The 15,232-nt window shown below is 65.2% G+C and carries 12 protein-coding genes; all 12 read left to right on the top strand.

Annotated elements, in window-relative coordinates:
• Positions 1-1,842 carry a phosphomethylpyrimidine synthase ThiC gene (gene thiC, locus J8I29_RS23655; protein ID WP_105863522.1) on the top strand — a complete coding sequence of 614 codons (1,842 nt, stop codon included), beginning with the start codon at positions 1-3 and terminating at the stop codon, positions 1,840-1,842.
• Positions 1,826-2,833, top strand: a complete 1,008-nt coding sequence (thiO, locus tag J8I29_RS23650) for a glycine oxidase ThiO (protein WP_209433525.1) — start codon at positions 1,826-1,828, stop codon at positions 2,831-2,833. The genes thiC and thiO overlap by 17 nt, the downstream gene beginning before the upstream one ends.
• Positions 2,830-3,027 carry a sulfur carrier protein ThiS gene (thiS, locus tag J8I29_RS23645; protein WP_209433524.1) on the top strand — a complete coding sequence of 66 codons (198 nt, stop codon included), beginning with the start codon at positions 2,830-2,832 and terminating at the stop codon, positions 3,025-3,027. Before thiO ends, thiS begins: the two co-directional genes overlap by 4 nt.
• 127 nt (positions 3,028-3,154) lie before the next feature.
• Positions 3,155-3,928, top strand: coding sequence for a thiazole synthase (locus J8I29_RS23640; RefSeq protein WP_209433592.1), 774 nt, complete (start codon positions 3,155-3,157; stop codon positions 3,926-3,928).
• A gap of 14 nt (positions 3,929-3,942) precedes the next feature.
• Complete coding sequence (locus J8I29_RS23635; RefSeq protein WP_209433590.1) at positions 3,943-4,560, top strand: thiamine phosphate synthase; 618 nt, start codon at positions 3,943-3,945, stop codon at positions 4,558-4,560.
• Positions 4,521-5,339, top strand: a complete 819-nt coding sequence (gene thiD / locus J8I29_RS23630; protein ID WP_245197293.1) for a bifunctional hydroxymethylpyrimidine kinase/phosphomethylpyrimidine kinase — start codon at positions 4,521-4,523, stop codon at positions 5,337-5,339. The genes J8I29_RS23635 and thiD overlap by 40 nt, the downstream gene beginning before the upstream one ends.
• 503 nt (positions 5,340-5,842) lie before the next feature.
• Positions 5,843-6,487: an outer membrane protein gene (locus J8I29_RS23625; RefSeq protein WP_105863527.1), complete on the top strand. Its 645-nt coding sequence runs from the start codon at positions 5,843-5,845 to the stop codon at positions 6,485-6,487.
• Positions 6,488-7,122: 635 nt separating this feature from the next.
• Positions 7,123-7,782 carry an outer membrane protein gene (locus J8I29_RS23620; protein ID WP_105863528.1) on the top strand — a complete coding sequence of 220 codons (660 nt, stop codon included), beginning with the start codon at positions 7,123-7,125 and terminating at the stop codon, positions 7,780-7,782.
• A 173-nt stretch (positions 7,783-7,955) separates the two neighbouring features.
• Complete coding sequence (locus J8I29_RS23615) at positions 7,956-9,188, top strand: MFS transporter (protein ID WP_209433523.1); 1,233 nt, start codon at positions 7,956-7,958, stop codon at positions 9,186-9,188.
• A gap of 86 nt (positions 9,189-9,274) precedes the next feature.
• Positions 9,275-11,503 carry an ATP-dependent RecD-like DNA helicase gene (locus J8I29_RS23610; protein ID WP_209433522.1) on the top strand — a complete coding sequence of 743 codons (2,229 nt, stop codon included), beginning with the start codon at positions 9,275-9,277 and terminating at the stop codon, positions 11,501-11,503.
• Between the two features lie 70 nt (positions 11,504-11,573).
• Positions 11,574-12,956 carry a S1C family serine protease gene (locus J8I29_RS23605; protein WP_209433521.1) on the top strand — a complete coding sequence of 461 codons (1,383 nt, stop codon included), beginning with the start codon at positions 11,574-11,576 and terminating at the stop codon, positions 12,954-12,956.
• 240 nt (positions 12,957-13,196) lie between these two features.
• Positions 13,197-15,232: tetratricopeptide repeat protein (locus J8I29_RS23600; RefSeq protein WP_209433520.1), on the top strand; the 2,036-nt coding region annotated here is incomplete at its 3' end.

Below are 15,232 nucleotides of genomic sequence, written 5' to 3'. Positions count from 1 at the left end.
ATGAACATCCAAAATCCCAAGAACAAGATCGCGGCGCCGCAAAGCGTGACCACGGGGCCGATCGCCGGCTCCCGCAAAGTCTATGCGGCTCCCGCTTCGCATCCCCGGATGCGGGTGCCCTTCCGCGAGATCGCGCTGAGCGATGCTTCGCTCGCCCCCATCCGCGTCTACGACCCCTCCGGCCCCTATACCGAGGACAATGCCAGCATAGATTTGAAGCAGGGCCTGCCGACCCTGCGCGAAGACTGGATCGCCGCCCGCGGATTCGGCGCGATCGAGGGCCGGGCCGTCAGGCCCGAGGACAATGGCAATGTCTCCGCCGACAGGCTGGTGGCCCCCTGCCCGGCGACACGCAAGCTGCGCCGCGGCGCCGACGGCCAGCGGGTCACCCAGTATGAATTCGCCAGGGCCGGCATCGTCACCGAGGAGATGGTCTATGCCGCCTTCCGTGAGAACCTCGCCCGCGAGAAAGCCCTTGACGGCGCAGCCGAGCGCCGTGCGGACGGCGAGGACTTCGGCGCGGCCATTCCTGAATTCGTTACGCCGGAATTCGTGCGCGACGAGATCGCCCTGGGGCGCGCCATCCTGCCCGCCAATATCAACCATCTCGAACTCGAGCCGATGGTGATCGGCCGCAACTTCCTGGTGAAGGTCAACGCCAATATCGGCAATTCCGCCGTCACTTCCGGCGCCGCGGAGGAAGTGGAGAAACTGGTCTGGGCCACGCGCTGGGGCGCCGATACCGTGATGGATCTCTCCACCGGGCGCAACATCCACAACATCCGCTCCTGGATCCTGCGCAATTCGCCGGTGCCGATCGGCACGGTGCCAATCTACCAGGCGCTGGAGAAGGTCGACGGCGACCCGCTCAAGCTCGACTGGGAGGTGTTCAAGGACACGCTGATCGAGCAGGCCGAGCAGGGCGTCGATTATTTCACCATCCATGCCGGCGTCCGCCTCGCCCATGTGCCGCTCACCGCCAGCCGCGTCACCGGCATTGTCTCGCGCGGCGGCTCGATCATGGCGCGCTGGTGCCTGGCCGGCCATCGCGAGAGCTTCCTCTATGAGCATTTCGGCGACATCTGCGACATCATGCGCCGCTATGACGTCTCCTTCTCGCTCGGCGACGGCTTGCGTCCCGGCTCGATCGCCGATGCCAACGACGCGGCCCAGTTCGCCGAACTGGAGACCCTGGGCGAATTGACCAGGATCGCCTGGGACAAGGGCTGCCAGGTGATGATCGAGGGTCCCGGCCACGTGCCGATGCACAAGATCAAGCAGAATATGGACAAGCAGCTTGCCGCCTGCGGCGAAGCGCCCTTCTACACGCTCGGGCCGCTGACCACGGATGTCGCGCCGGGCTACGACCACATCACCTCCGGAATCGGCGCGGCGATGATCGGCTGGTTCGGCACCGCCATGCTCTGCTACGTCACGCCCAAGGAGCATCTCGGCCTGCCCAACCGCGACGACGTCAAGACCGGCGTGATCACCTACCGCATCGCCGCCCATGCCGCCGATCTCGCCAAGGGCCACCCCGCCGCCAAGATCCGGGACGACGCCCTGTCGCAAGCCCGCTTCGACTTCCGCTGGGAGGACCAGTTCAACCTCTCGCTCGATCCGGATACCGCGCGCGCCTATCACGACGAGACGCTGCCCAAGGACGTGCACAAGGTCGCGCATTTCTGCTCGATGTGCGGGCCGAAATTCTGCTCGATGAAGATCACCCAGGATCTGCGCGAGGAGGTCCGGGCGATGGAAGAAGCCGCCCGGCAGGGCATGGCTGAGAAATCGCGCGAATTTCTCGAACAGGGCGGGGCCCTCTATGTCCCGGCCGAATGACGTCAAGCGCGTCACCGTGGTGGGGGCCGGCGTCGCCGGCCTCGTCACGGCGATGGAATGCGCGGAGCGCGGCGCCGAGGTCGAGATCCTGGAGCGGAGCCAGGTGCTCGGCGCCCAGGCTTGCTCCTGGCTGGCGGGGGGCATGCTGGCGCCCTGGTGCGAACGCGAAAGCGCCGAGATCGAGGTCGAGCGGCGCGGCGAACTCGCGCTGGCCTGGTGGCCGCGTCATGTGCGCGAAACCGTGCAGCGCGGCACCCTGGTGGTCGCGCCGGCCCGCGACGGCAGCGAGATCGCCCGTTTCGCCCGCCGCACAAAGGCGCATGTCCCGGTGGACGGGCCGGGCATCGCCACGCTCGAGCCGGACCTCGCCGGCCGCTTCCAGCAGGGCCTGTTCTTTCCCCGCGAGGCCCATCTCGACCCGAGGCGGGCGCTGGAGGTGCTGGCCGGGCGTCTCGCCGCGCTCGGCGTGACGATCCGCTTCGGCACCGAGGCCGAACCGCATGCCCTCGATGCGGATGCCGTGATCGACTGCCGGGGCTTTGCCGCGCGCGCCGAGCTGCCGGATCTGCGCGGTGTCCGGGGCGAGGCCATCGTGGTCCACGCACGTGGCGTGACCCTCTCCCGCCCCGTACGCTTCCTGCACCCGCGCTTTCCGCTCTATATCGTGCCGCGGGCCGACCATCGCTTCATGATCGGCGCCACCATGATCGAGAGCGAGCATGACGGGCCGCCGACTGTGCGCTCGGCCATGGAGCTGATGGCGGCGGCCTTCAGCCTGCATCCGGCCTTCGGAGAGGCCGAGATCCTGGAGCTCGAAGCTGGGCTGCGCCCCGCCTTTCCCGACAATCTGCCGCGCCTCACCGTTACAGGGCGCGTCCTCTCGCTCAACGGCCTGTTCCGCCACGGCTTCCTGCTCTCGCCGGCCTTGGCCCAGCAGGCAGCCGACAGGATTCTCCCGGCGCGGACAGCCCAGCAAGGAGTTTGCGCATGACCCTCATCATCAATGGCGAGCGCCAGCAAACCGAGGCTGCCACCCTGGCCCGCCTGCTCGAAACGCTCGAACTCGGCGACAGCGTGGTGGCCACCGCCCTCAATGGCCGCTTCGTCAGGGCCGTCGACCGCGAGCGGACCGCCCTCAAGGACGGCGATGCGGTCGAGATCCTTGCGCCTCGGCAGGGGGGATGATCCCGGGTGCGCGGGTGTCACAGCGACATGCATGCATGTCGCGGCGCCCGCACCTTCCTTTCCGCACACACGCGCTTCCAAGAGCGGACGAGACGTCCGCGGACCCGGAAATGAAACCATGACCGACATCCTTACCTTCTACGATATCCCCTTCACCGCCCGCCTGCTGCTCGGTACGGCGCAATATCCCTCGCCCGCCATTCTCGCCGAGGCCGTGCGGGCGTCTGGAGCCGGTATCGTCACCGTCTCGTTGCGGCGCGAATCCGGTGGAGAACGCAGCGGCCAGAGCTTCTGGAGCCTGATCCGCGAACTCGGCGTCAGGGTGCTGCCCAACACCGCCGGCTGCCACAGCGTGAAGGAGGCTGTGACGACGGCCCAGATGGCGCGCGAGGTCTTCGGCACCAACTGGATCAAGCTGGAGGTAATCGGCGAGGCCGACACCCTGCAGCCCGATATCTTCGGCCTGGTGGAGGCTGCCCGCATCCTCGTGTCCGAAGGCTTCGACGTCTTCCCCTACACGACCGAGGACCTGGTGGTCGCCGAACGCCTCGTCGAGGCCGGCTGTCGGGTCCTGATGCCCTGGGGCGCGCCGATCGGTTCGGGGCGCGGCCTCAACAATGTCTATGGGCTGCGCAGCATGCGGGCGCATTTCCCCGGCATTCCCCTGGTGGTCGATGCCGGCATCGGCACGCCCTCGCATGCGGCGCACGCCATGGAACTCGGCTATGACGCGGTGCTGCTCAATACCGCCGTCGCCAAGGCAGGCGACCCCGCCGCCATGGCGCGGGCCTTCGCCCTCGCCATCGAGGCCGGGCGCCTCGCCTTTCTCGCCGATCCCATGACGCCACGCGACATGGCGGCTCCCTCAACGCCGGTGCTCGGCAAGGCGGTGCTGGCATGAGCGTCATCGATCACATTTGGCGGCTCGATCCCTTCTACCCCGTGGTCGACAGCGTTGATTGGGTGGAGCGCCTGGTGCGGCAAGGCACCAGGCTCGTGCAGTTGCGCATCAAGGATCGCGACGACGAGACCGCCCTGCCCGACATCCGCGCGGCCCTCGCCATCTGCCGCGCTCATGGCGCCGACTTGGTGGTCAACGATTACTGGCGGGCAGCCATCACGGCCGGCGCCGATTTCCTCCATCTCGGCCAGGGCGATCTCGACACCGCCGATCTCGCCGCGATCCGCGCCGCGGGCATGAAGCTCGGCATCAGCACCCATGATCATGATGAACTCGCGCGCGCGCTCGCATGCGAACCTGATTATGTGGCATTGGGCCCGATTTACCCAACCACGCTCAAGGTCATGCCCTTCGCCCCGCAGGGGCTCGAGCGCATCGGCGAATGGAAGAGGCTGATCGGCGACCTGCCCCTGATCGCTATCGGCGGCATCACGCTCGAGCGGGCTGCGGACTGCCTTTCTGCCGGCGCCGATGTCATCGCCATGGTCAGCGACGTCACCCGTCATCCCGACCCCGATGCGCGGATCAAGGCATGGCTGGCGGCAACCCGGCCTGCAGCAGTGAAGACATGACGGCGATCGCCCTCACCATTGCTGGTTCCGATTCGGGCGGCGGGGCCGGCATCCAAGCCGACCTTGCCGCCTTCCGCGCCTTCGGTGTGTTCGGCACCACGGCGATTACCGCCGTGACGGCGCAGAATACCCTTGGCATCAGCGCCATCCATGTGGTGCCGCCGGAAATGCTCGCCGCGCAGATCGAGGCCGTGCTTGCCGATTTCGAGGTCGGCGCCGTCAAGGTCGGCATGGTGCCGAGCGCCGGGCACGCGCGGATCATCGCCGAATTGCTGACGGGCCGGGAGCTGCCCATCGTGCTCGATCCGGTGATGTCGGCGACCACAGGCCGGCTGCTCGGTGAGACGGGTACGCTCGCAGCGCTCAAGGCCCATCTGCTGCCGCTGGCCACCTGCCTCACACCGAATCTGCCGGAAGCCGCGATCTTGCTGGGCGGCGCACCGGCGGGGAGCGAAGCACAGATGATCGAGCAAGCCGAAGCCCTCTTTGCACTCGGTCCGCAGGCGGTGCTGCTGAAGGGCGGGCATGGTCATCTCGGCGAGGCCGTCGACATTCTCGCCGGCCGCAATGGCATCCGGCGCTTTGCCGGGGCCTGGGTCAGAACCACGAACCTGCACGGGACGGGCTGCGCCCTCTCCTCGGCCATCGCGGCAAACCTCGCACGCGGCTGCACGCTCGCCGACTCGATCCAACAGGCCAAGCAATGGCTGGCGTCCCGCCTCGAAGCCGGAATCGCGCTGCGGATCGGGGGGGGCAGCGGCCCGGCCGTACCTTTTTGAGGGAAAATCGGGCAGCCATGCAAAAGGCGCAAGCCTGCCCCTTCATTGCAGCAAAGCAATCCAACGTCACATTCGGAGCCATAATGTGGCACAAATGGGGCATGTTCTTTGCACAATTGCCGAGTGGATCGACTTGCCATGAAACGTGCTGCATAGCAGCATGAAGCGTCTCGCAAGCATAGTTCTCCCCTCTTTGCCTCCGCGACTCTCGATATTCCGCGGCTAATTCCTCGACGTTCGATTCAAGCAACACGTATAGATTTCAAAATTTGAGGAGTTATCTCCGTTCTTAGGTTTTATTGAGAGAAAAGTTAAAAAAAATAAAGTCATTTAATTACAATTTAACTATGTGATGCCATCGCGGCGGTCTTATTTTCGCCTTGAAATCTGCGCGGGCCTGTCACCAGTTCGAAAGCCGGTGTGGCGAAAACGCTACAGACTCCGTCAACGCTTTCTGCTTATATCCAGCCACTGTGATTTTCCGGTTTTTGGAGTATCGAACTATGAAAATGCGTTTGGCCCTCGCGGCTCTCCTGCTCACCTCGACCTCGGCTTTCGCTGCCGACCTGGCTCCCCAGGCCGTCGAGCCGGCCGCTCCGGTCGTCGCTCCCGTCTACAACTGGACCGGCTTCTACGCCGGTGTCCATGCCGGTGCTACCATCGCTCAGGGCAAGATCGGCTCGGTCAAGGCTGACGGTGCTGGCTTCCTCGGCGGCGCGCATGCCGGCTACAATGCGCAGTTCGACGGCGGCTTCGTTGTCGGCCTCGAGACCGACATCGATTATTCCAGCTTCAAGAAGTCGAAGACGGACGCTGCTGGTCTGCGTGGCACCCTCAAGAACGAGTGGCAGGGTTCGACCCGCGCTCGCTTCGGCTATGCCTTCGACAACATCCTGCCCTACGTGACGGGCGGTGTTGCTTACGGCAACGTCAAGACCAGCATTGCCGGTATCGGTTCCAAGACCGACACCCGCGTGGGTTGGACGGCTGGTGCTGGCGTCGAATACGCCATCGACCAGAACTGGATCGTCCGTGGCGAAGCTCGCTATGTCGATCTCGGCGACAAGAGCGTCACCATTGCCGGCAACCGCACGAAGGTGAAGTTCGACGCCGTCAACCTGAACCTCGGCGTGAGCTACAAGTTCTGATCCGCGTATCTGGATCATTGCGTAAGGAAGAGCCCGGCGAAAGCCGGGCTTTTTCTTTGCCCGATGGCGGATTGCAGAACGGTCGCGCCAAAACAGCGGCTGTCATCATGGCGGACGCCGCCCAGGACAGCCCACCTTTCCGACAGTACCAGCGAGTCCCGGAACAACACGTTCCGACAGCGCATCCATTCGGCTGAACGTGCTGAAAAAGAACACATTGCGCTTCGCTCCAGCCACGGGACGTTGCAGTTCGCTCTTGGCCCCTGCACCGGAATGTACTGGTACCGTACGAGCCTTTGGCAAGGCCGGCCTCTATCGCGGGGCGGTTGCCGCAAAGCTAGTCCCGGCGCTGTACCTGGATTCAAGATGGCACGACTGGCCTTATCCGATACAACCGCACTGCATCGCATTTCCATATCCGAAATTTATTTCGGATAACTCTAATATTAAGCACCTAACTCTTAAATCTAATGAAATTTTAACCTTATTTCGGCGATCGCATTTTTGAATTTCGGAAACGAGCATCGCTCCGGCTTCGGTCGTTTGTCTAGCAGTGTGGCCGGAATGCTACAGACTCTCCCAGCCGCTTCTGCTTATATACCTTCACATAGAATTTCGGTCTTGGAGTTCCAGTAATGAAAATGCGTTTGGCCCTCGCGGCTCTCCTCCTCACCTCGACCTCGGCTTTCGCTGCCGACCTGGCGCCCCAGGCTGTCGAGCCGGTCGCTCCGGTCGTCGCTCCGGTCTACAACTGGACCGGCTTCTATGCGGGTCTGCATGCCGGCGCCACCTTCGGCAAGGGCAAGGCCGAAGTTCCGTCCATCCCGGCCCGGGCCTCCTATGATGCCACCGGTTTCCTGGGCGGCGCCCATCTCGGCTACAACGCTCAGTTCGATGGCGGCTTCGTCGTCGGCCTCGAGACCGATATCGACTATTCGAGCTTCAAGAAGAGCAAGACCGTCCTTGGCACCCGCACGGAGTTCAAGAACGAGTGGCAGGGTTCGACCCGCGCCCGCGTCGGCTACGCCTTCGACAACATCCTGCCCTATCTCAGCGGCGGTGTCGCTTACGGCAGCGTGAAGGCCAGCGCGGCAGGCCTGGGGTCGGTCAGCGACACCCGCGTCGGCTGGACGGCCGGCGGCGGCGTCGAATACGCCATCGACCAGAACTGGATCGTGCGCGGCGACGTGCGCTATGTCGACCTCGGCGAGGACAGCTCGCTCGTGCAGGGCGCTCGCGTCAAGACCAAGTTCGATGCGGTCAACGCCACCATTGGCGCAAGCTACAAGTTCTGATCCGCGTAACTGGATCAATGTGCAGGAAAAGCCCGGCCTCGCCGGGCTTTTTCTTTGTCCGGAGTAGTACCTAAGACGCCACTCTGGCAGGAACACTGAAAGGCCCTTTTTCAAGCCGATACGGCAGCCCCTTATTTCAATCCATTTTCCACTATCCCGTTGAAAGTCCCGACATGTCCGCCCCCGCACAGGACACGCCCTCCCTTCTTCGCCATGGCGGTTTCAGACAGTTCTGGTCGGCCCGCGTGCTCTCTACCGGCTGTTTCCAGATCGTCTCCGTGGTGATCGGCTGGCAGATTTATGATCTCACCCATTCGGCCCTCCATCTCGGCCTGGTCGGCCTCTGCCAGTTCCTGCCGATGCTGGTGCTCACCATTCCGGCCGGTCACATCGCCGATCGCTTCGACCGGCGTACCGTCGTGCGCTGCTGCCAGATGGTGGCGGGACTGACAGGAGCCGCGCTCGCTCTTGCTTCGTGGCAAGGCCTGATCAACCCGGCGATCATTTTCGCCGCCGCCGTCGTGATCGGCGCCGGCCGTACCTTCGAGATGCCGACGACGGCAGCTCTGTTGCCGATGATCGTTAGTCCCGGCCAATTGCCGCGAGCCCTGGCCCTGTCCGCCTCGGCCATCCAGACCGCCACCATCATTGGCCCCGCCCTGGGAGGCCTGCTCTATATCGTCGGCCCCGGCCCCGCTTATCTCTTCGTCGCTTTCTTCTACGGCCTGGCTTCGATCCTGGTTTCGCGGCTCCGCATCCTCGCGCCGCCGGCTGCACGCGAGCCGGCGACACTCAGATCGGTGTTTTCTGGCTTCTCCTTCATCCGGAGCAGGCCGATCATTCTCGGGGCGATCTCGCTCGACATGGTCGCGGTACTCCTCGGCGGCGCGACGGCACTGCTGCCGATCTATGCCCGTGACATCCTCCACACCAATGCCTTAGGCCTCGGTGTGCTCAGGGCTTCCCCGGCCATCGGTGCCCTCCTGATGTCCCTGGTTCTGGCCCGTTGGCCGCTGGAGCGGCGGGTCGGCCTGAAGATGTTCGGGGCCGTCACTCTGTTCGGCCTGGCCACCGTCGTCTTCGGCCTGTCGTCCTGGTTTGCTCTCTCGCTGCCGGCCCTGATGGTCATGGGCGCGGCCGACGTCGTCAGCGTGGTGGTACGTTCGACCCTGGTCCAGCTCGGCACGCCCGACGCGATGCGCGGGCGAGTCAGCGCCGTCAACGCCATGTTCATCGGCACTTCGAACCAGCTGGGGGAGTTCGAATCGGGCCTTACCGCGGCGCTGTTCGGCCCGGTGGAGGCCGTGGTGCTCGGCGGCCTGGGCACGATCCTCGTCGCGCTGATATGGTCGCGCCTGTTCAAGCCGCTGCGCGATGCCGACCGCTTTCCGAGCAGGAGCGCCTGAGGGCAACCGGCCCTCTTCGACAGCCGGGTCATCCGACCCGCACGACATGCCTCGACAAGTCGCACCGGCCTGCCCATGGTGCTGACATGCGCACGCCCTCCTTCAAACGCGATTCGAAGCCGCCCCCTCCCGGCGAAGTACCGGCCGACCTGACGATCTCCGGCATCATCGACCGGGTGACCTATCACAACGCCGAAAACGGCTTCGCCGTGCTGCGCGTCAAGGTCAAGGGGCGCAAAGACCTTGCCACCGTGATCGGCCGCACCGCTGCCATCGCGCCCGGTGAAAAGCTCGAAGCGGACGGGCGCTGGAGCGTCGATCCCGAGCGTGGACTGCAGTTTCGCGCCGACGCCATCCGCACCACCCCGCCCGGCTCCGCATCTGGCATAGAGCGCTATCTCGCCTCCGGACTGGTCCGCGGCATCGGCCAGGAAACCGCCAAGAAGCTGGTGGCCACCTTCGGCAAGGACACGCTCAAGGTCCTCGACAGCGAGCCGGACCGGCTGAGCGAGGTCGCCGGCCTGTCACCCCAGCGCATCCGGCTGATCCGCGAAGGCTGGAGCGCCCAGCAGGAGTTCCGTGACGTCCTGGTGTTCCTCACCGAGCATGGACTCGGGGCGACGCGCGCCGCCAGCGTGCAGAAGGCGCTCGGCAACAATGCGGTCGAGCTGATCAAGGCCGATCCTTACCGGCTCTCGCGCGAGGTCAAGGGCTTCGACTTTCGCACCGCCGACCAGTTCGCCCTCAGTCTCGGACATGAGCGCGAGGATCCTTCGCGCCTGACCGCCGGCCTGCTCTGGGCGCTGGGCGAGGGCGCCACCAACGGCCATTGCGGTGTGCCGCGCGAAGCTCTGTTCGAGCGGGCCGGCCGGGTCCTGGAAGTGGACGACTATCTCTTCAACGATGCCGCCACGCGCCTGCTGCAGACCCGCTCGATCATCGGTGACACCATCGAGGGGGCACCCTCTTATTTCCTGCCGGCGCTGTGGAATGCCGAGGAAGCCGTTGCCACCAGGCTGAAGCAGATGGCCGGCGGCAGCCCGCCCTGGCGACAGGAAGGCCTGCACCAGGCGGTGCTGGATACCGAGGCACGCACCCGCAAGCGCCTCGCCCCCGCCCAGGCCCTGGCGGTGGAAACGGCGCTGGCCTCCAAGCTGCTGGTGATCACCGGCGGCCCCGGCGTCGGCAAGACCACCATCATCGACACCATCATCAAGGCGCTCGAGCGCAAGGACGTGACGATCGCCCTGTGCGCGCCGACCGGCCGGGCCGCCAAGCGCATGGCCGAAAGCACCGGCCAGGAAGCCAAGACCATCCATCGCCTGCTGGAAATCGACCCGCTCTCCGGCACGTTCCGCCGGCAGCGGGCCTATCCGCTGGATGCAGACCTCGTCATCGCCGACGAGGCCAGCATGATCGATATCGAGCTGATGCGCGCCCTGCTCGACGCCCTGTCGCCGCGCGCCGCCCTCGTCCTGGTGGGCGATGCCGACCAGCTGCCCTCGGTCGGCCCCGGCCAGGTGCTGGCCGACATCATCGCCTCCGAGGTCATTCCCGTGGTGCGGCTCACCGAAGTGTTCCGCCAAGCCGAGACCAGCCGCATCATCGCCGCGGCCCATGCCGTCAATCATGGCGAGGTGCCGGAAGGCGCCAAGAGCCCGGAGGACGGCGATTTCTTCGTCGTCGACATGGCGACGGCCGAGGACGGGGCCAACAAGGTGATCGACATCGTCACCAACCGCCTGCCACGCCGCTTCGGCCTGGATCCCGTCAGGGACATCCATGTGCTGACCCCGATGAACAAGGGACCCCTCGGCTCACAGACCCTGACGCAGGCCCTGCGCGAAGTCCTCAATCCGGCCCGCGAAGGCGCGATCGTGCGCGAATTCGGTACCTTCGCCCCGCATGACAAGGTCATGCAGATCGACAATGACTACGACCGCGAAATCTTCAACGGCGATATCGGCTTCGTCACCCGCACGGATGTGAAGGCGGGGCAGCTCACCGTCACCTTCGACGGACGCGACGTCCACTACACCACCGCGCAGCTCGACAGCCTGGTGCCGGCCTATGCCACCACCATCCACAAGGCCCAGGGCTCGGAATATCCGGCGGTGGTGGTGGTGATCTCCAACGCGCATTACCCGATGCTGGCCCGCAACCTGCTCTATACCGCCATTACCCGCGGCAAGCGCCTCGTGGTGGTGGTCGCCGAAAAGCGGGCTCTGCGGCTGGCAGCGGAAAATGCCATGGGGCGCCGGCGCTGGACCCGGCTCCGCGAAAAATTGAGGGCCGCCAACCCGATTGTTTCCTGAAGAACGCTTGCCGTCATGGAGCGGCGCTATACAAAGATTGGTGCAGCTGGGTGACGGGGGGACCACGAAAATGCGGCGGACACGGACGATCGGCGCTTGCGTGCTGGCGATTGCGGCTGTCTGGGCCGGCCATGCCGCCGCCCAGACCAAGCCGCCCTCGGCCGCCCCGCCGGCCCCGGCAGCCCCTGTTCCCGATCCCACTTTCGAGGCCGCCAAGGCTGCGGCCGCGGCGATGGGCGCGGAAGATTTCGCCTCCATCCAGCAGGACCTGATCTGGACCGGCGATCTCAACTCCCTGCCATCCGGCGAGATGGGCAAGCGCAGCTATGAGGCGATCCGCGCCTTCCAGAAGCGCATCAAGGCCAAGGAAACCGGCATATTCACGCCGCCCCAGCGCATCACTCTCGCCCAACACGCCGCCAAGTTCACGTCGCGCTATGGCTTCGAAACCATCACGGAACGCGGCATCACGCTGGGCTATCCGGCCAAGCTGACCACGGTCCGGACGGACGGCAAGAACGGCCCTCATTTCGCCACGCCCAAGAACGACGTAACCCTCGACATCCTCGCCATCCCCGCCGACAAGGAGAATTTCGAGGCCCTGTTCACCCGGCTCAAGACGGAGCGGCCGGGACGCAAGGTCACCTATTCGCTGCTGCGCCCGGATTTTCTGGTGGTCGCCGGCGCCAATGACGGCAAGAGCTTCTATCTGCGCTTCGTCAAGACCGATGCCGATTCACGCGGTTTCGCCCTCGGCTGGGACCCGGTGCTTTCCCCGGGCTTCGACCGGGTTGCCATCGCAATGGCCTCTTCGATGAAATTGGCGGACGGCGACCAGCCGGCCCACGTCCCGCCGGCGGCCAAGCCCGCGGAACCGCCCGCGCCTCCCGCCGAGCCGCCCAAGCCCGTGGGCCCGCCCATTCCCCTGCCGCCAGGCGCTTCGACGGCGGCCAAGGTCGGCATCGGCGTCGTGGTATCCGCGAACGGGGACATTCTGACCTATGCCGGCCTCGTGGCCGGATGCGAAACGGTGACCCTGCAGGGCGGGGCCACGGCCAAGGTGGTCGGCGGCGACCTCGGCAACGACATCGCATTGGTGCGGGCAAGCCCAGCCCCTGGCCTGGCGGCACTGGCCTGGCGCCAGCCTGCGCTGACGGAGGGCGAGGCCGTGTCGCTGCTGACAGGCGCGGCGCCCACCCCCACCACTGTCACGGCTCTGACCGGCAGTCATGACGACAGCCGTAGAGTTTCGCTGGCGTCAGGTGCGCCCGGCGCGCTGATCGACAAGGACGGGGCTTTGGCGGGCCTTGCCGCCGCCAATGGCGAGCCGACCGCCCTGAAGGGATTGTTCGTGACCGCCTTCCTGCGCGCCGCCGGCGTTACTCCTCCTGAACGCGGGGGTGATCCGACCAAGGCAACCGCCAGCCTGACGTGCACCCCCGGCAAGCCTTAACGTCGGCCGTCCCCGAGCCCCTTGAAAGACGGGCCTTCCGGCTAAGAAACGACCGGTTGCCGCGACGATCTTCGGCAAAGCTCCGCTACGACACTTACCGATGCATCGCGGTTGCAATTTTTCATTATTCAACAACTGCCGATCGTTGTAACAAATGGCTCAGGCTATAAAACTTCACCTTTCGGGCCCTGCATGGCTTTGAACCGCCGTGCGGGTTTGAGGAACGCTAGGAAAATTGGCATGAAAGCGATCGGTGCTCGGTTTGCCGTGATCCTTGCATTGCTGCTCGTCTCGGCACCCTTAGCGTCGCCCGCGAGGGCGGAAGCCGATTTCTCATCGGCCCAGAGGGCCGCCGGCCAGTACAGCCGGGAGGAAATCACGGCACTTCAGAGTGACCTTCCCTGGGTCGATGCCTTCGCCGATCTCAGCACTCTGCCAGAACTCGGCAGCTTCGACAGCGCCACCTTCCAGGCCATTCGCCAATTCGAACGCAAGTCGGGCATGGCCGATAGCGGCACGATCACGCCGGCTTTGATTGCCGCGGTGCGCAGCCAGGCCGATGCCTTCCGCAAGACGGTCGGCTTCAAGGAAATCACCGAGCGCGGCGTCACGCTCGGCTACGCCGCTTCGCTCATGAGCGTCCGCGAGGATCGCGCCTCCGGGCCGCGCTTCAAATCGCCGGCGGGCGACGTCGTTCTCGATATCCTCACTATACCCACAAGCAAGGAAAGCTTCGACGCCCTCTTCCAGCGGCTGCGGAAATCGCAGGGCGGCAAGAAGGTCCTCTATGCCGACACATTCGGCAATCCCTATATGGGCACCTATCAATTCGTGATCTACGGCAAGAACGGCAGCCAGTTCTTCTATATTCGCTTCCTGCAGACCCGGGACGGTTCGCGCGGCTTCACGCTCGGCTGGGACGATGAAAGTGCCGGCCCCTTCTTCAACGTGCATGCCTCGGCCATGGCGCTGTCCTTCAGGGCGGCGGGCGACGGCACGGCCAACGCGGCTCCGGCAGATGGCGTGATCTCCACCGCCGAAATCAACCGGCAGCTCGAGATCTGCGCCAAATCGAAGGACGCCGCCGAGATCGTTACGGCCTGCACGACGGCGCTCTCGGCCAGCACGCTGCTGCCGGCCAACCGGCCGACCGTCCTGTACAATCGCTCTGTCGGTTATAACAGGCAGAACAAGGCCGATCTGGCTCTTGCCGATATCGACCAGGCCATCGCCCTCGATCCCGACCAGGCGAGCTATTACACGCAGCGCGGACATATCCGCTACGGCCAGGCGAAGTATGACGCGGCGGTGGCCGATTACAGCCAGGTCCTCGCCAAGAAAACGCCGGCGGCGGCCGACTACACCTATCGCGGCAACAGCTATTACGGGTTGGAGGACTACCAGAAGGCCGTTGCCGACTATGACGCGTCGCTGCGCCTGGATCCAAATGATGTCGATACCCACGCATTTCGGGGGTCGGCGCTGCTGAGGCTGAGCCGGCCGGCCGAAGCCATGGCCGATCTGAACTTCACCATCGAGCGGGGCGGCGACAAAGTCGGTGCCGGCGAGTACAAGAATCGCGGCGAGGCACTGGTCGAGCTTGGACGCGGCGACGAAGGCAGGCCCGACTTCGTCAAGGCCGAGGAGATCGCCACCGCGAAGCTCGAGACGGACAACTACAATTTCGTCTATCGCGCCTTCGCCCGCGCCTTTATCGGCAATGGCGAGGGCGCCATTGCCGATGCGGACAAATATTTGTCCATCGACCCCAAGGCGAGCGAAGCCTTCCACGCGCGCGCGCTCGGCAATGTGGCCAGGCAGGATTTCACCAGGGCGATCGCCGATTTCTCCCAGGCCATCAGCATGGGGCGCAAGCGATTGTTCATCCAGCGCCAGCGTGGCGATGTCTATCTGAGAATTGGCCAGCCCGAACAGGCGATTGCGGACTATCAGGCCCAGCTCAGCCTCACCCCCGGCAATGCCCTTGCCATGGTCGGCCTCGAAAAGGCCAGGCAGGCGATGGCCGCCAAATCGCTGGCATTGGCCAGCCCCCCGCAGGGCGGCGGTGCCCCGGCCACGACCGGTTCGCCACAGGTGGCCACGCTGGCCGCCCTGCAGCCTGCGGCCAAGGCCGAGCTCGGCCGCCGGGTCGCCCTGGTGATCGGCAATTCCGCCTATGCCCATGTCGCGGCCCTGCCCAACCCGAAGAATGACGCGGCCAAGGTCGCCGACACCCTGCGCAAGATCGGCTTTGCCGAGGTGACGCTGGTGGAGGA

It is taken from the genome of Labrys sp. LIt4, assembly GCF_017813775.1.
Classification (GTDB): Bacteria; Pseudomonadota; Alphaproteobacteria; order Rhizobiales; family Labraceae; genus Labrys; species Labrys okinawensis_A.
Note: the sequence above shows the minus strand (reverse complement) of the source record. Positions and strands in the feature narration are given on the sequence as shown.

What these genes read in the sequence shown, in the direction of transcription:
- thiC (WP_105863522.1), top strand. Translation starts at nt 1, where the DNA reads ATGAACATCCAAAATCCCAAGAACAAGATCGCGGCGCCGCAAAGCGTG.
- thiO (WP_209433525.1), top strand. Translation starts at nt 1,826, where the DNA reads ATGTCCCGGCCGAATGACGTCAAGCGCGTCACCGTGGTGGGGGCCGGC.
- thiS (WP_209433524.1), top strand. Translation starts at nt 2,830, where the DNA reads ATGACCCTCATCATCAATGGCGAGCGCCAGCAAACCGAGGCTGCCACC.
- thiD (WP_245197293.1), top strand. Translation starts at nt 4,521, where the DNA reads ATGGCTGGCGGCAACCCGGCCTGCAGCAGTGAAGACATGACGGCGATC.
- J8I29_RS23625 (WP_105863527.1), top strand. Translation starts at nt 5,843, where the DNA reads ATGAAAATGCGTTTGGCCCTCGCGGCTCTCCTGCTCACCTCGACCTCG.
- J8I29_RS23620 (WP_105863528.1), top strand. Translation starts at nt 7,123, where the DNA reads ATGAAAATGCGTTTGGCCCTCGCGGCTCTCCTCCTCACCTCGACCTCG.
- J8I29_RS23615 (WP_209433523.1), top strand. Translation starts at nt 7,956, where the DNA reads ATGTCCGCCCCCGCACAGGACACGCCCTCCCTTCTTCGCCATGGCGGT.
- J8I29_RS23610 (WP_209433522.1), top strand. Translation starts at nt 9,275, where the DNA reads ATGCGCACGCCCTCCTTCAAACGCGATTCGAAGCCGCCCCCTCCCGGC.
- J8I29_RS23605 (WP_209433521.1), top strand. Translation starts at nt 11,574, where the DNA reads ATGCGGCGGACACGGACGATCGGCGCTTGCGTGCTGGCGATTGCGGCT.